Origin of the sequence: Pseudomonas sp. PvP100 (assembly GCF_017833055.1) — a bacterium.
Lineage (GTDB): Bacteria > Pseudomonadota > Gammaproteobacteria > Pseudomonadales > Pseudomonadaceae > Aquipseudomonas > Aquipseudomonas syringae.
Genome location: NZ_JAFIBO010000001.1, coordinates 3,644,268 through 3,659,938, shown reverse-complemented (window position 1 = coordinate 3,659,938; position 15,671 = coordinate 3,644,268). Strand labels below are relative to the sequence as shown.

Genomic DNA, 15,671 nt, shown 5'->3' with positions numbered 1-15,671 from the left:
GTAGAAGGTTTGATATGAGCAATGCCGTGCATAACATTTATGCCGTTAATCGTTGGCGGCCAATAGCGGGCAGCCCGTCGTTGGCGACCGATGAAAGCGTTCTGGTTATTATTCCAGTCACTTCTGCGGCGGGTGTGTCGCCAAACAGGCAGAGATTATTGTCGTTGGTTGGCGGTCAGGCTCACTGCAGCTTTACTGCGCTGGATACGCTGGAACGTATGACCGCGACACTGGCGGACTACATCCCGGGAACGATTAAAAGTATCCTCTGGATCGGCGGTAGCCTTGATGTCTCTGTGCACGCAGAGGATCAAGGTTTACAGTATGGTATCGAAGAAAAAATCTTCTTCAGGTTCTTCAAGGCGTTGCTGGCATTAAAGGCTGATGAAGTCAGGTTGTCGATCACGGTCGTCACCAAGAATAACTTCAATGTCAACAACGAAGGCACTAACACAGCGGTCAACGCCGGGTTGCATGGGTTTGTCGGTGCCGCTGCGAAAGAATACAGCCATTGGACGATAAGCTTGCTTGATGTCGATGACGCCTTTGTGGCGCGTGCGACCTCAAACCCCTCGCTGGTGCGCTCGTCGCAAGGCATTGAAAAAAGAAAAGTCAAAGGACAGACGTATTGCTGCCGCGACGATCAATGGTATGCCGAGCACCTGGAGGTGTTGCCGGTTGAAAACGGCAGTGAGCCGGTCAAGCCGATCTACCGTGACAACGGGGTATATCTGATCATCGGTGGTGCCGGTGGCCTGGGCCAGGCCTGGACCGAAAGTCTTTTGCAACGGCACGATAGCCAAGTCATTTGGGCAGGTCGAAAAGCCATTAATGATGAAATCCGTCATTCATTGCGTGCCATGGAGAGACTCGGTCGTGCTCCCCTGTACGTATCGGTTGATGCCACCCAGCCACACCAAATGGAGCAATTACGACACACCATCCTCCGTCAATATGGCCGGCTGGACGGCATTATTCATTCGGCAATCGTCCTGGAGGACAAGACGGTTGCCAATATGTCTGAAACAACCTTTAGTTCGGCCCTTGCTGCGAAAGTGGATATTTGCCGAAACATCGAAAATTACTTTGCCGATCTAGACCTCGACTTCATCGCCTTCTATTCCTCGATCCAGAGCTTTGCTCGCCAGGCCGGGCAGAGTAATTACGCTGCGGGGTGCACCTTTAAAGACAGTTTTGCCCATTACTTGCAGGCCAAGTGCGCAACTACCCATGTCAGAGCCATGAACTGGGGGTATTGGGGAACCGTCGGCATTGTCAGTGATGCGTCGTATCAAAAGGTGCTGGAAAAAAGCGGGATGGCGTCAATCAACCCGACCATCGGCATGTTGGCCTTTGAGGCGTTGATTGCAGGGGATCATTTACAGGCCAGTTTTATCGCTGCCTACGATCCAGAAAAAATAACATTGATAGATAAGGTGACACTTCATCAGAACACTACAGAATTTGGTTTTGTGCAATCAACAACTCAGTTAAATAACGATGGAGTGGAGGGCTGTATGATGGAATATGTGTATCGGAATGAACACTATATGGCCCTAAGGGAGGAAGGCGTTTTTTACCTGGAGGACATGGACAGCTACCTTTGCCGGATCGTCGCTGCCGACCTTGAAACCTTGGGCGTGTTTTCCGGTACTGAGTTTTCCGTTGAAGACGTGCTTCGCAAGACCGATATTCGCGCAGGTTTTTCGCGCTGGTTGACGGAGACCCTGATGAGCCTTGTGCGCCAGGGCTACCTTCGTCACGACGCCGGTCAATTCAGCAAAACGGCAGAGTTTCCTGAGAGCGATGCCAGCGCAGCCTGGCTCTCCTGGAACACCGCAAAAGTTGAATGGCTGCTGGATGATAATAAATCCGCTCAAGTCAAACTGGTTGAAGCCTTGCTGATCCATACCAAGGAGATACTGACCGGGAAAATAAAGGCCACCGACGTCATGTTCCCTGACTCTTCGATGCGCATGGTCGAGGGTATCTATAAAAACAACCGCGTTGCTGACTACTTCAACCTGGTGCTTTCGAGGACGGTGGTTGACGAAATCAACACGCTGCTGGCCGCTGACCCTCAGCGGAAAATTCGCATTCTGGAAGTGGGCGCTGGCACCGGCGGTACAACCGCCGTGTTACTCAAGCACCTGGCGCCGTTTCACGCCAACATCGCAGAGTACTGCTACACCGACCTTTCGAAGTCGTTTCTGTTTCATGCCCAGCGGGAATACGGGCCAGGCAATCCATTCTTGCGCTACGAGATTTTCAACGTAGAAAAGTCGGTCGATGACCAACCACTGCAACGTGATTACTACGATATTGCAGTTGCCACCAACGTGTTACACGCCACCCGTGACATTGCCGCCTCGATTCGCCGGGTCTGGGAAGTTTTGAAAGATCAGGGCTCATTGATCGTCAACGAGCTCAGCCGCAATACCTTGTTCAACCACCTCACGTTTGGTTTCCTCGACGGTTGGTGGTTGTACAACGACGATCACATCAGGGTGCCGGGCTCTCCGGTTCTGGAGCCTGCCACGTGGCACAACACCGCCCTGCAAGTGGGTTACGGCTCTACGCAGTTCCCCGCCGAGCTGGCCCACGACATGGGGCAGTTCGTGATGTTGATGCGTGCGCAAAAGCACGCCGCGTCCCTTGCCCCCAAGGTCGTTGAGTCCGGATCCAGTCATTCATCAGGGAACGAGTCCTCCATGCATACCCCGTCAAATACCCCTTCGGCTGTCAACGTTGCAATGTTGAAAGCCAAGAGCCAGGCGTTTTTCACTGATCTGATCGCCGACGTCGTTCAGCTTCCTGTCGATGAAATCGCGCTGGACCTCTCCCTCGAAAAACTGGGATTCGATTCTATCCTGGTCGTCACCCTCACCAATAAACTGCGTGAGCATTTCGAGCAGGTCAGCAGTTCCCTGCTGTTTGATATTGATAGCGTCGAAGGCATCATCGATTACTTTATCGAGCAAGATACACAGGCCTTGGCGGCGTTGCTGGGTATTGATTTCAGCGATGCACAACCACCTAGTGCTGCCCCGGTTGCCGTTGCTTCTCACACCCAGGCCCCTGCCAGCGCAACTGCGGTTACTCAGTTTGACGTGATCGACCTGGGCGCATTCTCCCTTCAAGAGGTTGACGCCCCGTCGGCGTCGCTGCCTCAGGTGTTTGATTTCCAGGAAACCTACCCTGAACCCCGTCGTTCCGGCGATATCGCGATCATCGGGCTGAATGGTACTTACCCTGGCTCGCGGACCCTGGACGAGTTCTGGGAAAACCTGTCGCAAGGTCGTGACCTGGTGACCTCAGTGCCCAAGGCAAGGTGGGAGCAAACCGGCTTTAATCGGGTCGAAAATCCGGAAAATTTCAAGGGCGGCTTTATTGACGGCTTTGATCAGTTCGACGCGGAGTTCTTCGACTTCAGTGAAACCGATGCGCTGCTGACAGATCCTCAGGAGCGCAAATTCCTCGAATGTGCCTTCTCGGTGCTGGAAGATGCGGGCTACACCAAAGAGTCCCTGGCCGAAAGTGACATGACCACCGGTGTCTATGTCGGCGCGATGTACCAGGAGTATCAGCTGCACAGCGAAACGGCTAAAGGTCTGTACGAAGGGCAGGCCATCTCCAACAGCTTTGCCTCCATTGCCAACCGTGTTTCCTACATCCTGAACCTGGAAGGCCCTAGCGTCGCCATAGACAGCATGTGTTCGTCATCGCTGTCCGCCGTGCACCTGGCGTGCTCTGCGTTGAAGCTTGGGGAGATTGATTACGCGATTGCCGGCGGGGTCAATCTGACCTTGCATCCCAACAAATATGGTGTGCTGAAACAGGGCGGCGACCTTTCGCAGACCGGTAAATGTGCGAGCTTTTCCGAGAGTGCAGACGGCTATGTACCGGGAGAAGGTGTTGGTGCGGTCTTGTTGAAACGCTACGAGGATGCGCTGCGCGATGGCGACCACATCTATGGGGTGATTACCGGGTCGCTGATCGTTCACGCAGGCAAGACCAATGGGTATACCGTTCCAAGCCCGAAAGCTCACAGCAAGCTGATCTCAAAAGTGGTCCAACAGGCCGGCGTTCGTTCTGCGGACATTTCGTATATTGAAGCGCACGGTACGGGCACCAATCTGGGCGACGCCATCGAAATTCATGGGCTGAGGCAGGCGTTTTCCATCGATCAAGACTCGGCACAACAAGGTAAGTTCTGCTCGGTAGGCTCGGTGAAATCGAATATCGGTCATTGCGAAAGTGCCGCAGGCATGGCCGGTTTGACCAAGATTCTGCTGCAACTGAAATACCAGCAAATCGTCCCTTCGCTCCACTCGAAGAAGATTAATAAAAACCTGCAGATCGAAAAAACCTCCTTCTCGATCCCCCAGTTGCTGTCCCATTGGCGTCTGCCGAATAAAGAGGTCAAAAAGCGGATTGCCGGCCTGTCGTCCTTTGGCGCGGGCGGTGCGAATGCGCACTTCATCATCGAAGAGCACGAGGAAGTGTCGAATCAGGTCAATTACACGATGGATTACCCGGAACTGATCGTGTTGTCCGCAAAATCAAAGGAGGCGCTGCACCAGAGAGCTGCGCAGTTGCTGGGCTACATCCACTACAACGCTCAGCAAAACACCTCCCTGAACAACCAGCCACGATACTGGTTGGGCAACATTGCCTATACGCTGCAAACCGGCCGCACTCAAATGCCGTACCGCCTGAGCTTCCTGGCGGACTCCATCGAGCACCTTGAAGACAACCTCGATGCATTCCTGAATGATAAAAAAAGCAAATCCCCGCTGCATGTCTGCTATGCCAGCGAGATGGACGCCACAGCGAAGCTGTTGTACGAGGATAACTCCCTTGAGCTGATTCTTTCTGAATGGCTGAAGCAAGGTAAATACCAGAACATCGTCGCGCTCTGGGCCAAAGGGGTGGTGATTAACTGGGGCGGCCTGCTGGGGAAAAGAGGGCAACGTATCAGCCTGCCGACCTACCCGTTCTCACAAAACCGTCATTGGTTGCCGATGGGCAACCACACGGCCGGCGTGTCTCAAAAAGTCGAGGCAGCCCCTGTGCAGCAGCGGGTGAAAACCGTAGCCGCTATGGTTGAACCGGTCGTTGAAAAAGTCGCAGGGAAGATTGTTCAGAAAACCGTTGAGCCGGTGGTTGGCGAGCCGGTCATTACGGCACCGGTGGCGGTCGAAAAAGTCACCGCCGAACCGAAGTCGTTGTTTATTCATCGCTGGAACAAGGTGGACGTGAGCCCACATCCGAAACCGGCGCAGGCCGATACGAAAATCTGTGTCGTTGGCCTGGACACCCTGGATTACTTCCAGCGAGATCTGGAGACCTGCGGCCTCGATGCCGGCTCTTCAGAATGGCAGCAAGTCCTGCCGAACGGCTTTGCCCAGTCTTTCGCTGATCTGGCCAAGTCCGTCTCACGCCAACTGGCGAAGAAGGTCAAAGCCTGGCTGGCGGACAGCACTCAGCCTTTGCACCTGCAAATCATCATGCCGTTCGATCGCCAGTATCAACTCTATGCAGCATTGACCGGGGCGTTGGAACAGCACGTGCTGGGTGCTGCCAATGTCAAACTGACGATTATTTACTGTGAAGCCTTGTGCTCGTTTGCCAACATTTCGACGCTGATCAACCGTGCAGCAGACACACAGACTCACATCGCTGAATACCTGTGTGCCCACGACAGTATCTATGCCGGCAGCGTGCAGAAAGTCAGCCAGCCGGAATCAGGCTCGTTACTCAATGACAACGGTGTCTATGTCCTGGCAAACGGCTTGAATGAGGTGGGCCAAAGTGTGATTCGTGCGATTGATGATGAAACCAGCGGATGCCATATCGCAATCCTGGGTGACGCGCTTTCATCGCCAGACATCGATGAGCAAATCGGGTTACTTCAGAACAGCCTGGACAATACCAAAGTCGGCTACTACGCGGCTGAACTTGACGATAGAAAGTCCGTGTTCAATGCACTGTTGCTGATAAAAGACCAACTGGGCGATGTCCAGGGTGTGCATTACATTGTTCCGGCCGATGACAAGGTTCAGCAGCATAAGGAACCGTTGAAAGACAAGGCGCTTATTCGTCATCTAGCGGCACTGATTAACCTAGATGAGGCGACCTACTCATTTGACTCCCAGCTGCAATCGTTCTCCATCGTCATGACCGTCGAGGAACACGACAGTAAACAGCTCAACACCCTGGCAAAAACCTTTGCTCGTTATCGCGCGGCGTTGCAGGGTAGTGGTTACCGCGAAGGCAAGACCGTAGCGCTGGAAGTGGAGGGCAACGCGGCCAATGACATTGCCACTGCATTTATTCACGCCCTGGACAAAAACCATTCGGATGAGCAATTCGCGTTCATCTGGAAGGCCGCAACTCTCGCTGACAACACGCCAGTCATTCAACCGCAGGTAACCGTGGAACCTCCCGTTGCATCGCCTGCGCCACTGGCAGCGGTCGCGCAAAAACAGCCAGCCTATTCGTTTGATGGCGCCAGTGACGAGTTGCAGGCAACGGTTTCGTGGTTGGTTTCAATCTCCTCGGAGTTGCTGGACAAGGAGTCAGCTTCGTTTAGTCCTGTAGCAACGTTTACTGAAAACGGCTACGAGTCGATCAGCATTGTTGGGTTGTGTGAGTTGATCAACAGCCGTCTGGGGCTGGCGATCTCTGTGGTGGTGTTTTTCGAGCACGACACCATTCAGTCGTTGGCACAGTACCTGGTGGCTGAGCACGGCGACCAGATTGAAGAAGTGTTAGAAACCGACGTGGAGGGCTGATGCAATGAATGTCAGGACCGATGCGCTCGCCAGAGACACCGCCTCGCCGCTGAACCAGGGGATGGTCTATCCCCTGCACAGGGTATTTATGTTCGGCGGGCAGGGGTGTCATTACTATCAGATGGCGAGCCATCTATTCCTGACGCATTCAACGTTTCGTGAAGCCATGCTGCGGCTGGATCTGATAGGCCAACGCATACTGGGTAAATCGGTAATCGCGGAGATTTATCGTAAAGACAAGTCTCGCAGCGATGACTTCTCCTCTATCACGTTCACTCATCCGAGCATCGTGATGGTGCAACTGGCACTGGTCTCAACCCTCGCTGCTGAAGGGATCACCGCTGACTCGGTGATCGGCACGAGTTTGGGGGAGTTCATTGCCGCTTGTGTTGCCGGTGCCATTTCGGATACGGATTTATTGGCTGCAATCTGTGATCAAGCCTTATTGATCGAGCAGTTTGCAGGACAAGGCAAGTTGCCGAAAGGCGGCATGCTGTCGGCATTGATTACCCCGGATGAAAGGGACGCACTGCTCGCCGAGTTTCCTGAAGTTGCTGTTGCGGGTGTGCATCACTCACGACACGTCACCTTTTCGGGAGATACGTGGGTGATTGATGCGTTGGAAAAGAGCTGCCAGCAACGAGCTTTTTTATATCAGCGGATCGCTGTGGACTACGCCTTTCATTCGCCTGCCATACGCCCGTTAAAAGCGGCTTCTTTAGCGTCGATAAAAAAGTACACAACCGGGGCATTCACGCTGCCTTTTTACTCCTGTGCAACGGTTGCGCGGTGTCGTGTGATTGACGCCGAGCACTTTTGGGGGATCGTTGAGTCCCCCATCAACTTTGCAGACACCATCGACTTGATAGAGGCAAGCGCCACAGGCGCGACGCCTGTGTATGTTGATCTTAGTCCTTCCGGATCGTTGCATGGATTTGTCAAACAGCATCTGGGTGCGTTCAGGGCAAAGCAGGTCCCTGTGAGCCTGACGCTGATGTCGTTAATGAGTAACGACACGACTCAATACCAGGCCGGCGTGCTGACCCTAAAGCGCCTTGCAAAGGCGTATAGCGAAAGCGCTATCGCTCAACCCGGGCCTCAAGACACTACCTTGGTAAATCATTCTATGGAAAAGACTCGAACAAGCGTGGTCGGCAATAATCCAGCAAAGAACACTGCCCTTGTTTTTCCGGGACAGGCCTCACAGCGAGTGGGCATGGGGCGTGAATTGTTCGAACGTTTCCGTCGGCAGACTGAAATCGCCAGTGATATTCTGGGGTATTCCATTGAGCAGCTGTGCCTGGAAGACCCACAGAAGCAGTTGAACAAAACACAGTACACGCAACCTGCGCTGTATACCGTGTGTGCATTGCAGTACCTCGCCTATCGGGAAGATAACGAGGTGGTGATCGAGTTCCTGGCCGGGCACAGCCTGGGAGAATATGCGGCGCTGTTCGCCGCGGATGTCTTTGACTTTGAAACGGGACTGCGCATCGTCAAGCACCGCGGGGAATTGATGTCTTCCGCGAATGCCGGTTCCATGGCCGTGATCCTGAATTATAAAGCTCAGGATCTGCAGCAACTGCTCAACGATAACGGCATTACCAGCATTGATATTGCAAACATCAACTCTCCGGATCAGTTGGTGATTGCAGGGCCGCATCAGGCGCTGGAGGCGTTTGAAGGCATTATCAACTCGCTGGCGGGCACCTACATTCCTATTCCGGTGGGGGCACCTTTTCATTCGCGCTACATGCAGCCGATAGCACAAGATTTTGAGCGGTTTCTCGAGCCTTTCACGTTTCGACCGATGAATAAAACGGTGATCAGTAACGTCACCGGTTTGCCCCATCAGAATGAAATGCTGAAGAACCAACTGGTGAAGCAACTGTACAGCCCAGTGCAGTGGTTGGACAGCGTTCGTTACTTGATGGGGTTGGAGGTCGATGAGTACGTAGAGATCGGTCCTGGTGATGTGCTCACCAAACTGACAACAAAGATCCGAAATAAATGCTCGCCATTAGTCTTGGGTGAGAAAGTCATTCGCCAAGTGCCAGGCAGCACAGAAAGCGTGGAAAGCAAGGTTGCCCGGCAGCCTGCGAAAGACGGGTTGGGTAAGGCTTTCAAAAGTCGCTGGAGCCGGGGGGATGAGTTTTCTAGTTATTTTGGCCTGGCTTACCCTCATGTCCTGACGCTCTCGGAAGATAATCTGGATTATTCTTTTATAGAGCGTGCACAGGCGTGCGGACATCTAGCTTTTCAGGCAGTTCCTTGGACCGCTGAGGCGATTGATTCCGGTAGCCTGGACAGCATTCTTTCGAGATTGGGCGCCAAAAGATCCAATGACTCCGGGTGTGTGGGGGTGGCTATTACCCACAGTGAAAACGATAAGGTTCTGTTTTCAAAAGTTCTGGCGCATCAGTTGAACGCTGTCGCCCTGACCGGCGTCTACGGTATGACGACTGAACTGGTCTACTACCGGGTTATTTCGGCCTACCAAGGGCGTTTTAGTAGTACCCCACAAAAGAACAAGTTGTTTATCCGCGTGGATGATCCTCGCTGTGTTCAGGGCTTTTACCAGAAGCTACCGCAAGGTGTTCTTGAGCGTTTGCACCTGCAAGGGCGAATTGATGCTGCTCAGTTTGAGTTTGCGAAAAACATCGCTGCCTGTGATGCCATTATTCTCAATAATGAAGAGCATGACCTGGAGGCATTGATGGGCATTAACCGGTTGAGGGTTGAACACCCTGAACTGGATATAAAGATTGGCATCGAAGGCGCGCTGTCGGCCCCGAACGACTTCACTCAAGGGACGCTCAGTCAAATAGATTTTTTTGTCAGCAGTGAGTTGAACGTGCTGATAGGCGAGTCTTTTTTGCCTGGACTGATCAGGCAGACCCTTTTTTCCGCAAGCGACGCCTTTATAGTGGATCTCCCAGATCCTAAGACGATCCATTTTGGTGGGCGAGCCAAGACGTACATCACTAATGATCCAGCGATTCGCCAGCGTGCGGGTAACGCCCATGGTTGGCTGTCGGATGATCAAAGGCCAACGCTATGCAGGTTGCTACCGTCCAACTATCTGGCCATTTCCGAATGGCTCAAGGTTCAGTTCGTCAATAAACAGCCCTCGTTGGCTGAGTTAAGCTCGGCTCTTTTGAATGGCGTATAGGCTGCCAGGGCTTTGAGTAGTTGGACTGTCTCTTTTTTGTATATATTTAATTGCCAGGGAATGCCGGTATGACCAATCTGTTTATTTCTAACGTCGTGTTTGATTTCGGCGAGTCGAAGTCAATTGATAGCTTGTCATCTTGCATTAGTCCTGATGAGCTTAAGGCCTTTCGGGCGGGCGGCTTTGAATATTATGTAAATGAAAGTCGTGACGTTTATGCTGTGTGCGAAAAGGTAGCCGCGAAGGTCCTGGATGAGAGCCATGTCGTTCGAGAGGAAGTGACCGATATTGTCTATATCAGCTCAACCAAATTCATTGACAAGGTCGTTGGCCTGAGTGTCTACCTCTCGAAGTTGGCAGCGAATATCGGTATTCATAAGGCGACGTTGTATGCCTTGTCTGCGGGGGAGTGCGGTAATTTCGTTCATGCCTTGCGTTTTTGTGGGCAGATCCTGCAGGAGCGCCCAGACAGTAAGGTTTTGTTGGTATTCGCAGAAAAGCTGATGACTGACGAGGAGCGGCATTATCCTGGAACGGCGATTTTAAGTGACGGGGTAGCCGTTTGTCTGGTGACCTGCGAAAAAACCAGAAACTGCTACGAGGTTATCGCGCGGTCGGAGGCCACCGACCACCGAGTCACTAAGGCTTATGCTGAACAGAAAAATATTGATGCGTTGCGGCTCGCCTTGACCGCAATTCATACGCTGTCTAGGGATATTTTTTTGAAAGTTGATTTTGATAAAAGTGCTATAAGCCACTTCATAACCAATAACTTTATTATGCACTTGTCCAAAATGTACATTATGGAGGTCGGCGGCGACGCCTCAAAACTCAGGCTGCCAACGCTGCCTCCGAAAGCGCATGTTTTTACGATTGATAGTTTGTTGAATCTGACTGGGACCCCGATGGATGATGGTGATTTGGCCTTTTGCCTGAGTTTTGGCATGTTTTTTTGGGGGGCATGCATCGTTAAGTACCATGCCTGAAAAAGCTTTATGACCGCGTGTTTATGCCTTGGGGACGTACTCGCGCGGACGGGTCGAGTTGCGGGGCGCGCGGTGAGTGACCAGGTATTCAATGATTTTTTGTCGAGTGAAATGTTGCTATTGTGCAAGGGTGTGATATGCATGAACTACTGAAGGTAGCGATTGAGTCTGCTGTACTGTTATTTGTTCCGGGACCGACGAATACGTTATTGCTGGCGGCCGGCGTGTCCAAGGGGTTTTTGAAGTCTGCTGGTTTACCGCTGTTCGAGCTTTCCGGCTACGTGATTGCGATCACCTTCTATTCCATTCTGATCGAATATGTCTCGGGCAATACAGTTTGTCTGTTTTTCATGAAGGTGTTCTGTGCGGGCTATATATCTTACATGTCTTGCAAGACGTGGAAGCTTTCAGGTGACTTTTTAAAAGCGACCGAAACTATTTTGGGATTTAATATATTTATTGCTACGCTGTTTAATCCGAAAGCATTTATTGTGTCTTCGATCATCTTTTCCGTTACGCTTATCGACGATCCGCTTTTAATTGCTCAGGAAATGCTGGTCTTTTCTGGGGTTATGTTGCTGGCATCCCTTTTTTGGCTGAGCGTCGGAACTTTTGTCAATCTCCATTCGCAAGAAGGAGGGGGCACAAGGCAGGTAATACTTAAAGCATCAGCATCGGTATTGATGATGTTTTCTTGCGCTATATTATATTCAGGTGTTTCCAGCCTGCTGAGCTAATACTATTGATGACCAATATGAGCTGGACAGCGGTTTGCACAACCGTCTGTAGCAGCAATCATACCCTCCATGAATTTCCCCAAACTCCGAAGGATCACACGTGAGCCAGTCCCTGATTGCTGCCCTGCAAAACCCGGCCCTGTTCCCCCATCCGGTGGATCAGTTCCACGTCATCGAGACCCATATTTCCTGGGTCCTGCTTACGGGTAACTACGCTTATAAAATGAAGAAGCCGGTGAATTTCGGCTTCCTCGATTTCACCACCCTGGAAGCCCGCAGCCACTTTTGCAATGAAGAGCTGCGCCTCAACCAGCGCCTGACCGATAATTTGTATCTTGAAGTGTTGCCAATCACCGGCAGCGCAGAAGCACCGCAATTGGGCGGCGACGGCCCGGTAGTCGACTACGTGCTGAAAATGCGCCAGTTCCCACAAAGCCAGCTGCTCAGCACCTTGCAAGCCAACGGCGAACTGACCAGCGCGCACATCGATGAACTGGCCAGGCAGATCGCGCACTTTCACCTGAATGCCCCGAAAGTGCCGGCCACACACACCGCCGGCACGCCACACGACGTCATGGTGCCGGTGCTGCAGAACTTCGAGCAGATCCGCCCTTTCCTCAGCGACAAGGCTGACCTGGCACAACTGGAAGCCTTGCAGGCCTGGGCCGAAAGCAGCTTCGAGCGCCTCAAGCCACTGTTTGAACAACGCAAGCTCAATGGTTTCATCCGCGAATGCCACGGTGATATTCACCTGGGCAACGCCACTATGATTGATGGCCATGTGGTGATCTTTGACTGCATCGAGTTCAACGAGCCATTCCGCTTCACTGACGTGTATGCCGACACCGGTTTCCTGGCGATGGACCTGGAAGACCGTGGCCTCAAAAGCCTGGCGCGGCGCTTTATCAGCCAGTACCTGGAACTTACCGGCGACTACCAAGGCCTGGAGCTGCTGAACTTCTATAAAGCCTACCGCGCCCTGGTACGCGCCAAGGTTGCACTGTTCAGCATGCCTTCCGAGGCAGACGCGGTGCAGCGCGCAACCACCCTGCGCCAATACCGCAACTACGCCAACCTGGCAGAAAGCTACAGCACTACCCCCTCGCTTTTCCTGGCCATCACTCACGGCGTGTCAGCCGTTGGCAAAAGCCACGTGGCCATGCGCCTGGTAGAAGCACTGGGGGCAATTCGCCTACGTTCGGATGTAGAGCGCAAGCGCCTGTTCGGCGAGCAGCATGTCGAGAACAAGCCGCAGGCAGGGATCTACGCGGCAGATGCCAGCGCCGCCACCTACGCGCGCTTGAACGAGATCGCCGACACCGTACTGCGCGCTGGTTTCCCGGTGGTACTGGATGCGACCTTCCTCAAGCGTGAACAACGCGACGCTGCGGCGAAAATCGCTGAGGCCACCGGCGCACCGTTCCTGATCCTCGACTGCAATGCGCCACAGGCCGTGATCGCCGCTTGGCTGGCACAACGTCAGACAGACAAGAACGATCTGTCCGACGCCACCCTGACCGTCATCGAAGGGCAGCAGGCCAATCGTGACCCGCTCAGCGCCGAAGAGTTGCTGCTCAGCAAACGCGTGGAGACCAATGAAAGCGGGACGCTTGACGCGTTGGTTGCGCAAATTCGTCAGCGACTGTCCCGTTCGTAAGTAAAATTTATTGACATCAAGCCCTCATCAGATAAGGGTCAAGAAATACTGGCATTTTTCTTGACCCTTTTTGCGCTTTTTCATGCTGACGTTGCCGACAGTGGCATCGTAACTCCATCGAGCCTTCCTCGGTCATCCGCAGTGCCGACAGCATAGAACGGCACCCTCTATCTTTTTGCATAGGCTGAATCAAATGCATCGAGAGTGAATTTAAGTCATTTGCTGCCTGAATATGCCAGCTATAGCCTTAATCGAACAACATTACCCCCCCACCTGTTCAGCCTGCTGCAGAGTCACGTCCCACGGCTGGAAAATACTGTGCGCTGGCGCTGGCATAGCGGTGACGTAGCGATCTGGGATAACCGCGCCACCCAGCATTACGCGCTGGATGATTAAGGAACCCAAGAGCGCATCGTACGCCGGGTGACCTTCAAGGGCGAAGTACCGGTGGGCGTGCAAGAACAGCGGAGTCAGGTCACGAAAGGTCCTTAAAGCGGAATCTGGACGTTGCAAGCCAAATTGCAAGTGTCGATCGAAAAAACCAGCTATAGCAGACCAACAACTATTGATGGTGTAAAACGTGAAGGATAATCATGCAGAAAATATTAGTTGGCCCATAGTACGGTACAGGAAAGCTATGATGCTCACTTCACAGAAAAACGTTATTAATACGGGTATTCCAAGTCGAACTGCTTTTCAGGTTGCCGAACTCCGGGCCGCTCATCAGCTGCTGGATGAACCCATCATATTCAACGACCCGTTGGCCTTGCCGATTCTTGGCGAGCAGGCGGCAACCGACCTGCGACAGTATCCATTCCAATCCAACGATCTCCATGCGCGAGGCATACGTGCTGTCGTGGTTACTCGTAGTCGATTAGCTGAAGATGAACTCAAAAAATTTGTACACTCCGGAGTGAAACAATATGTCGTTTTAGGTGCCGGCCTTGATACATTCGCTCTCAGGAATACTTATCTTGAAGAGGGCCTTCATGTATTTGAAGTGGACCATCCATCTACCCAAGAATGGAAGAGAAGTCTCCTTAAAGAAGCGTCCATAAAAGTACCTGACTCATTGACGTTCGTGGCGGTTGATTTTGAAAGTAACACCTTAGCCGAAGAGCTGCAGAAAGCCGGTTTTCGCGCAGATCAACCTGCATTTTTTTCTTGGTTAGGCGTGACGATATACATATCCCAAGAAGCGATACTTGACACACTAACGTTTGTCGCGTCGCTGCCAAAAGGAAGCGGCGTAATTTTCGATTACGGCGTCACCCCTACGTTGCTCGATCCCATTGAAAATGCCATAGGCGATCATCTTGTGAGTTTGATCGGGCAACTGGGTGAGCCATGGAAAACATGGCTTGACCCCGCTGTCATTGAACATGAGCTTCAGAGTATAGGATTTCAGTCCGTGAGAGACTATGGCTCTGTTGAGCTGAATGAGCTCTATCTGGCTAGAAGAAAGGATGGTTTGCGAATGCTCGGAACATTTCGATTGATATGTGCGAAGACTTGAGTATGGGTTTGCACGGATCTAATAGGTGCGGTTTCGTGCATACAGTTGTTGCTTCAACCCTCTAACGCTACGTGACGGTCCCAAGCAAACGGCCCGCCTTGTTAGGGCCGTTTCGCTTTGTTATGGGCAGATCTTGCCGAGGGTGTCATCCTCTCAAAAAATATCCTCTCAAAATGTCAATCCTCCATAGCGAGATTGACAGTCAACGGTGTTGCTGACGAAAACGCCAGAAGTCCACTAATTTAGAAGCTACAACGCTGTCAATGTCGCAGGTGCTAGGTGATAGAAAGCATTACTGGCCGGATGATCCGTTGGTGGCGGAGGCGAGGGCGCGGGTGAAACTGAGGGGGACGTGAGGTCCGGGAGCAATGGCTCGTAATCCAGTAGACCGAGAGGCTAAGCCGTCAAGCTCTGCTAACCGATCACGTTGAACTGCGTCAGGCTAATTAGGAGCTCGGCTTTTCCAGCGGACTTTATAAAGCAAAAGCGCAAAAATGACGGCAAGAGGCTATCTATGCGGTTAAGCTGTCCGCCACTCAACCAATGGACAGGAATCCATAATGAAAACTAACTTCGCTTTGTTGTTGCTGGCAGTCATCTCTATCTCGGGCTGCGTTCAAACCGCTTACAGCAAAAGCATCGCAGTGACCAAGGATGCATCGGGCCGTGTTGTGCAGACCGTTGAAACAGAGACGGTCACGCAGCCAGGTCAAGGTTATGAAATGCGTCTTGAGAAAATTCAGGGCGTGCAACGTTGAGTTGATCTCTAGAGGGAGAGCCTCTTTATTCTGGTCACTTAGCTTGCA

Annotated in this window: 7 protein-coding genes and 1 pseudogene; all 8 read left to right on the top strand. The window is 52.4% G+C overall.

The features are described 5' to 3' along the window. Nucleotides 1–14 precede the first annotated feature (14 nt). Nucleotides 15–6,797 (top strand): SDR family NAD(P)-dependent oxidoreductase, encoded by a 6,783-nt coding sequence (locus tag JOE39_RS15580; RefSeq protein WP_210078584.1) that lies wholly within the window; start codon nucleotides 15–17, stop codon nucleotides 6,795–6,797. A gap of 4 nt (nucleotides 6,798–6,801) precedes the next feature. After that, complete coding sequence (gene fabD / locus JOE39_RS15575) at nucleotides 6,802–9,969, top strand: ACP S-malonyltransferase (RefSeq protein ID WP_103362566.1); 3,168 nt, start codon at nucleotides 6,802–6,804, stop codon at nucleotides 9,967–9,969. Nucleotides 9,970–10,037: 68 nt separating this feature from the next. Continuing rightward, the gene (locus JOE39_RS15570) at nucleotides 10,038–10,955 is read left to right on the top strand and encodes a hypothetical protein (RefSeq protein ID WP_003392075.1); all 918 of its coding nucleotides are present in this window, start codon (nucleotides 10,038–10,040) and stop codon (nucleotides 10,953–10,955) included. Nucleotides 10,956–11,092: 137 nt separating this feature from the next. Continuing rightward, nucleotides 11,093–11,692, top strand: coding sequence for a hypothetical protein (locus JOE39_RS15565; RefSeq protein ID WP_032631546.1), 600 nt, complete (start codon nucleotides 11,093–11,095; stop codon nucleotides 11,690–11,692). A 100-nt stretch (nucleotides 11,693–11,792) separates the two neighbouring features. Then, nucleotides 11,793–13,349 carry a bifunctional aminoglycoside phosphotransferase/ATP-binding protein gene (locus JOE39_RS15560; RefSeq protein ID WP_198711542.1) on the top strand — a complete coding sequence of 519 codons (1,557 nt, stop codon included), beginning with the start codon at nucleotides 11,793–11,795 and terminating at the stop codon, nucleotides 13,347–13,349. A 270-nt stretch (nucleotides 13,350–13,619) separates the two neighbouring features. Further along, nucleotides 13,620–13,841 (top strand): annotated as a pseudogene (locus JOE39_RS15555) (TauD/TfdA family dioxygenase); the annotation flags it as partial. A gap of 145 nt (nucleotides 13,842–13,986) precedes the next feature. Continuing rightward, on the top strand, nucleotides 13,987–14,865 hold the full coding sequence (locus JOE39_RS15550; protein ID WP_010418266.1) for a class I SAM-dependent methyltransferase: 879 nt from the start codon (nucleotides 13,987–13,989) through the stop codon (nucleotides 14,863–14,865). A 560-nt stretch (nucleotides 14,866–15,425) separates the two neighbouring features. Next, the gene (locus tag JOE39_RS15545) at nucleotides 15,426–15,623 is read left to right on the top strand and encodes a hypothetical protein (protein WP_003313844.1); all 198 of its coding nucleotides are present in this window, start codon (nucleotides 15,426–15,428) and stop codon (nucleotides 15,621–15,623) included. The last annotated feature ends 48 nt before the right edge of the window (nucleotides 15,624–15,671 follow it).

Excerpts from the sequence above, each read along its gene's own strand:
- JOE39_RS15580 (WP_210078584.1), top strand. The coding sequence starts at position 15 with ATGAGCAATGCCGTGCATAACATTTATGCCGTTAATCGTTGGCGGCCA.
- fabD (WP_103362566.1), top strand. The coding sequence starts at position 6,802 with ATGAATGTCAGGACCGATGCGCTCGCCAGAGACACCGCCTCGCCGCTG.
- JOE39_RS15570 (WP_003392075.1), top strand. The coding sequence starts at position 10,038 with ATGACCAATCTGTTTATTTCTAACGTCGTGTTTGATTTCGGCGAGTCG.
- JOE39_RS15565 (WP_032631546.1), top strand. The coding sequence starts at position 11,093 with ATGCATGAACTACTGAAGGTAGCGATTGAGTCTGCTGTACTGTTATTT.
- JOE39_RS15550 (WP_010418266.1), top strand. The coding sequence starts at position 13,987 with ATGATGCTCACTTCACAGAAAAACGTTATTAATACGGGTATTCCAAGT.
- JOE39_RS15545 (WP_003313844.1), top strand. The coding sequence starts at position 15,426 with ATGAAAACTAACTTCGCTTTGTTGTTGCTGGCAGTCATCTCTATCTCG.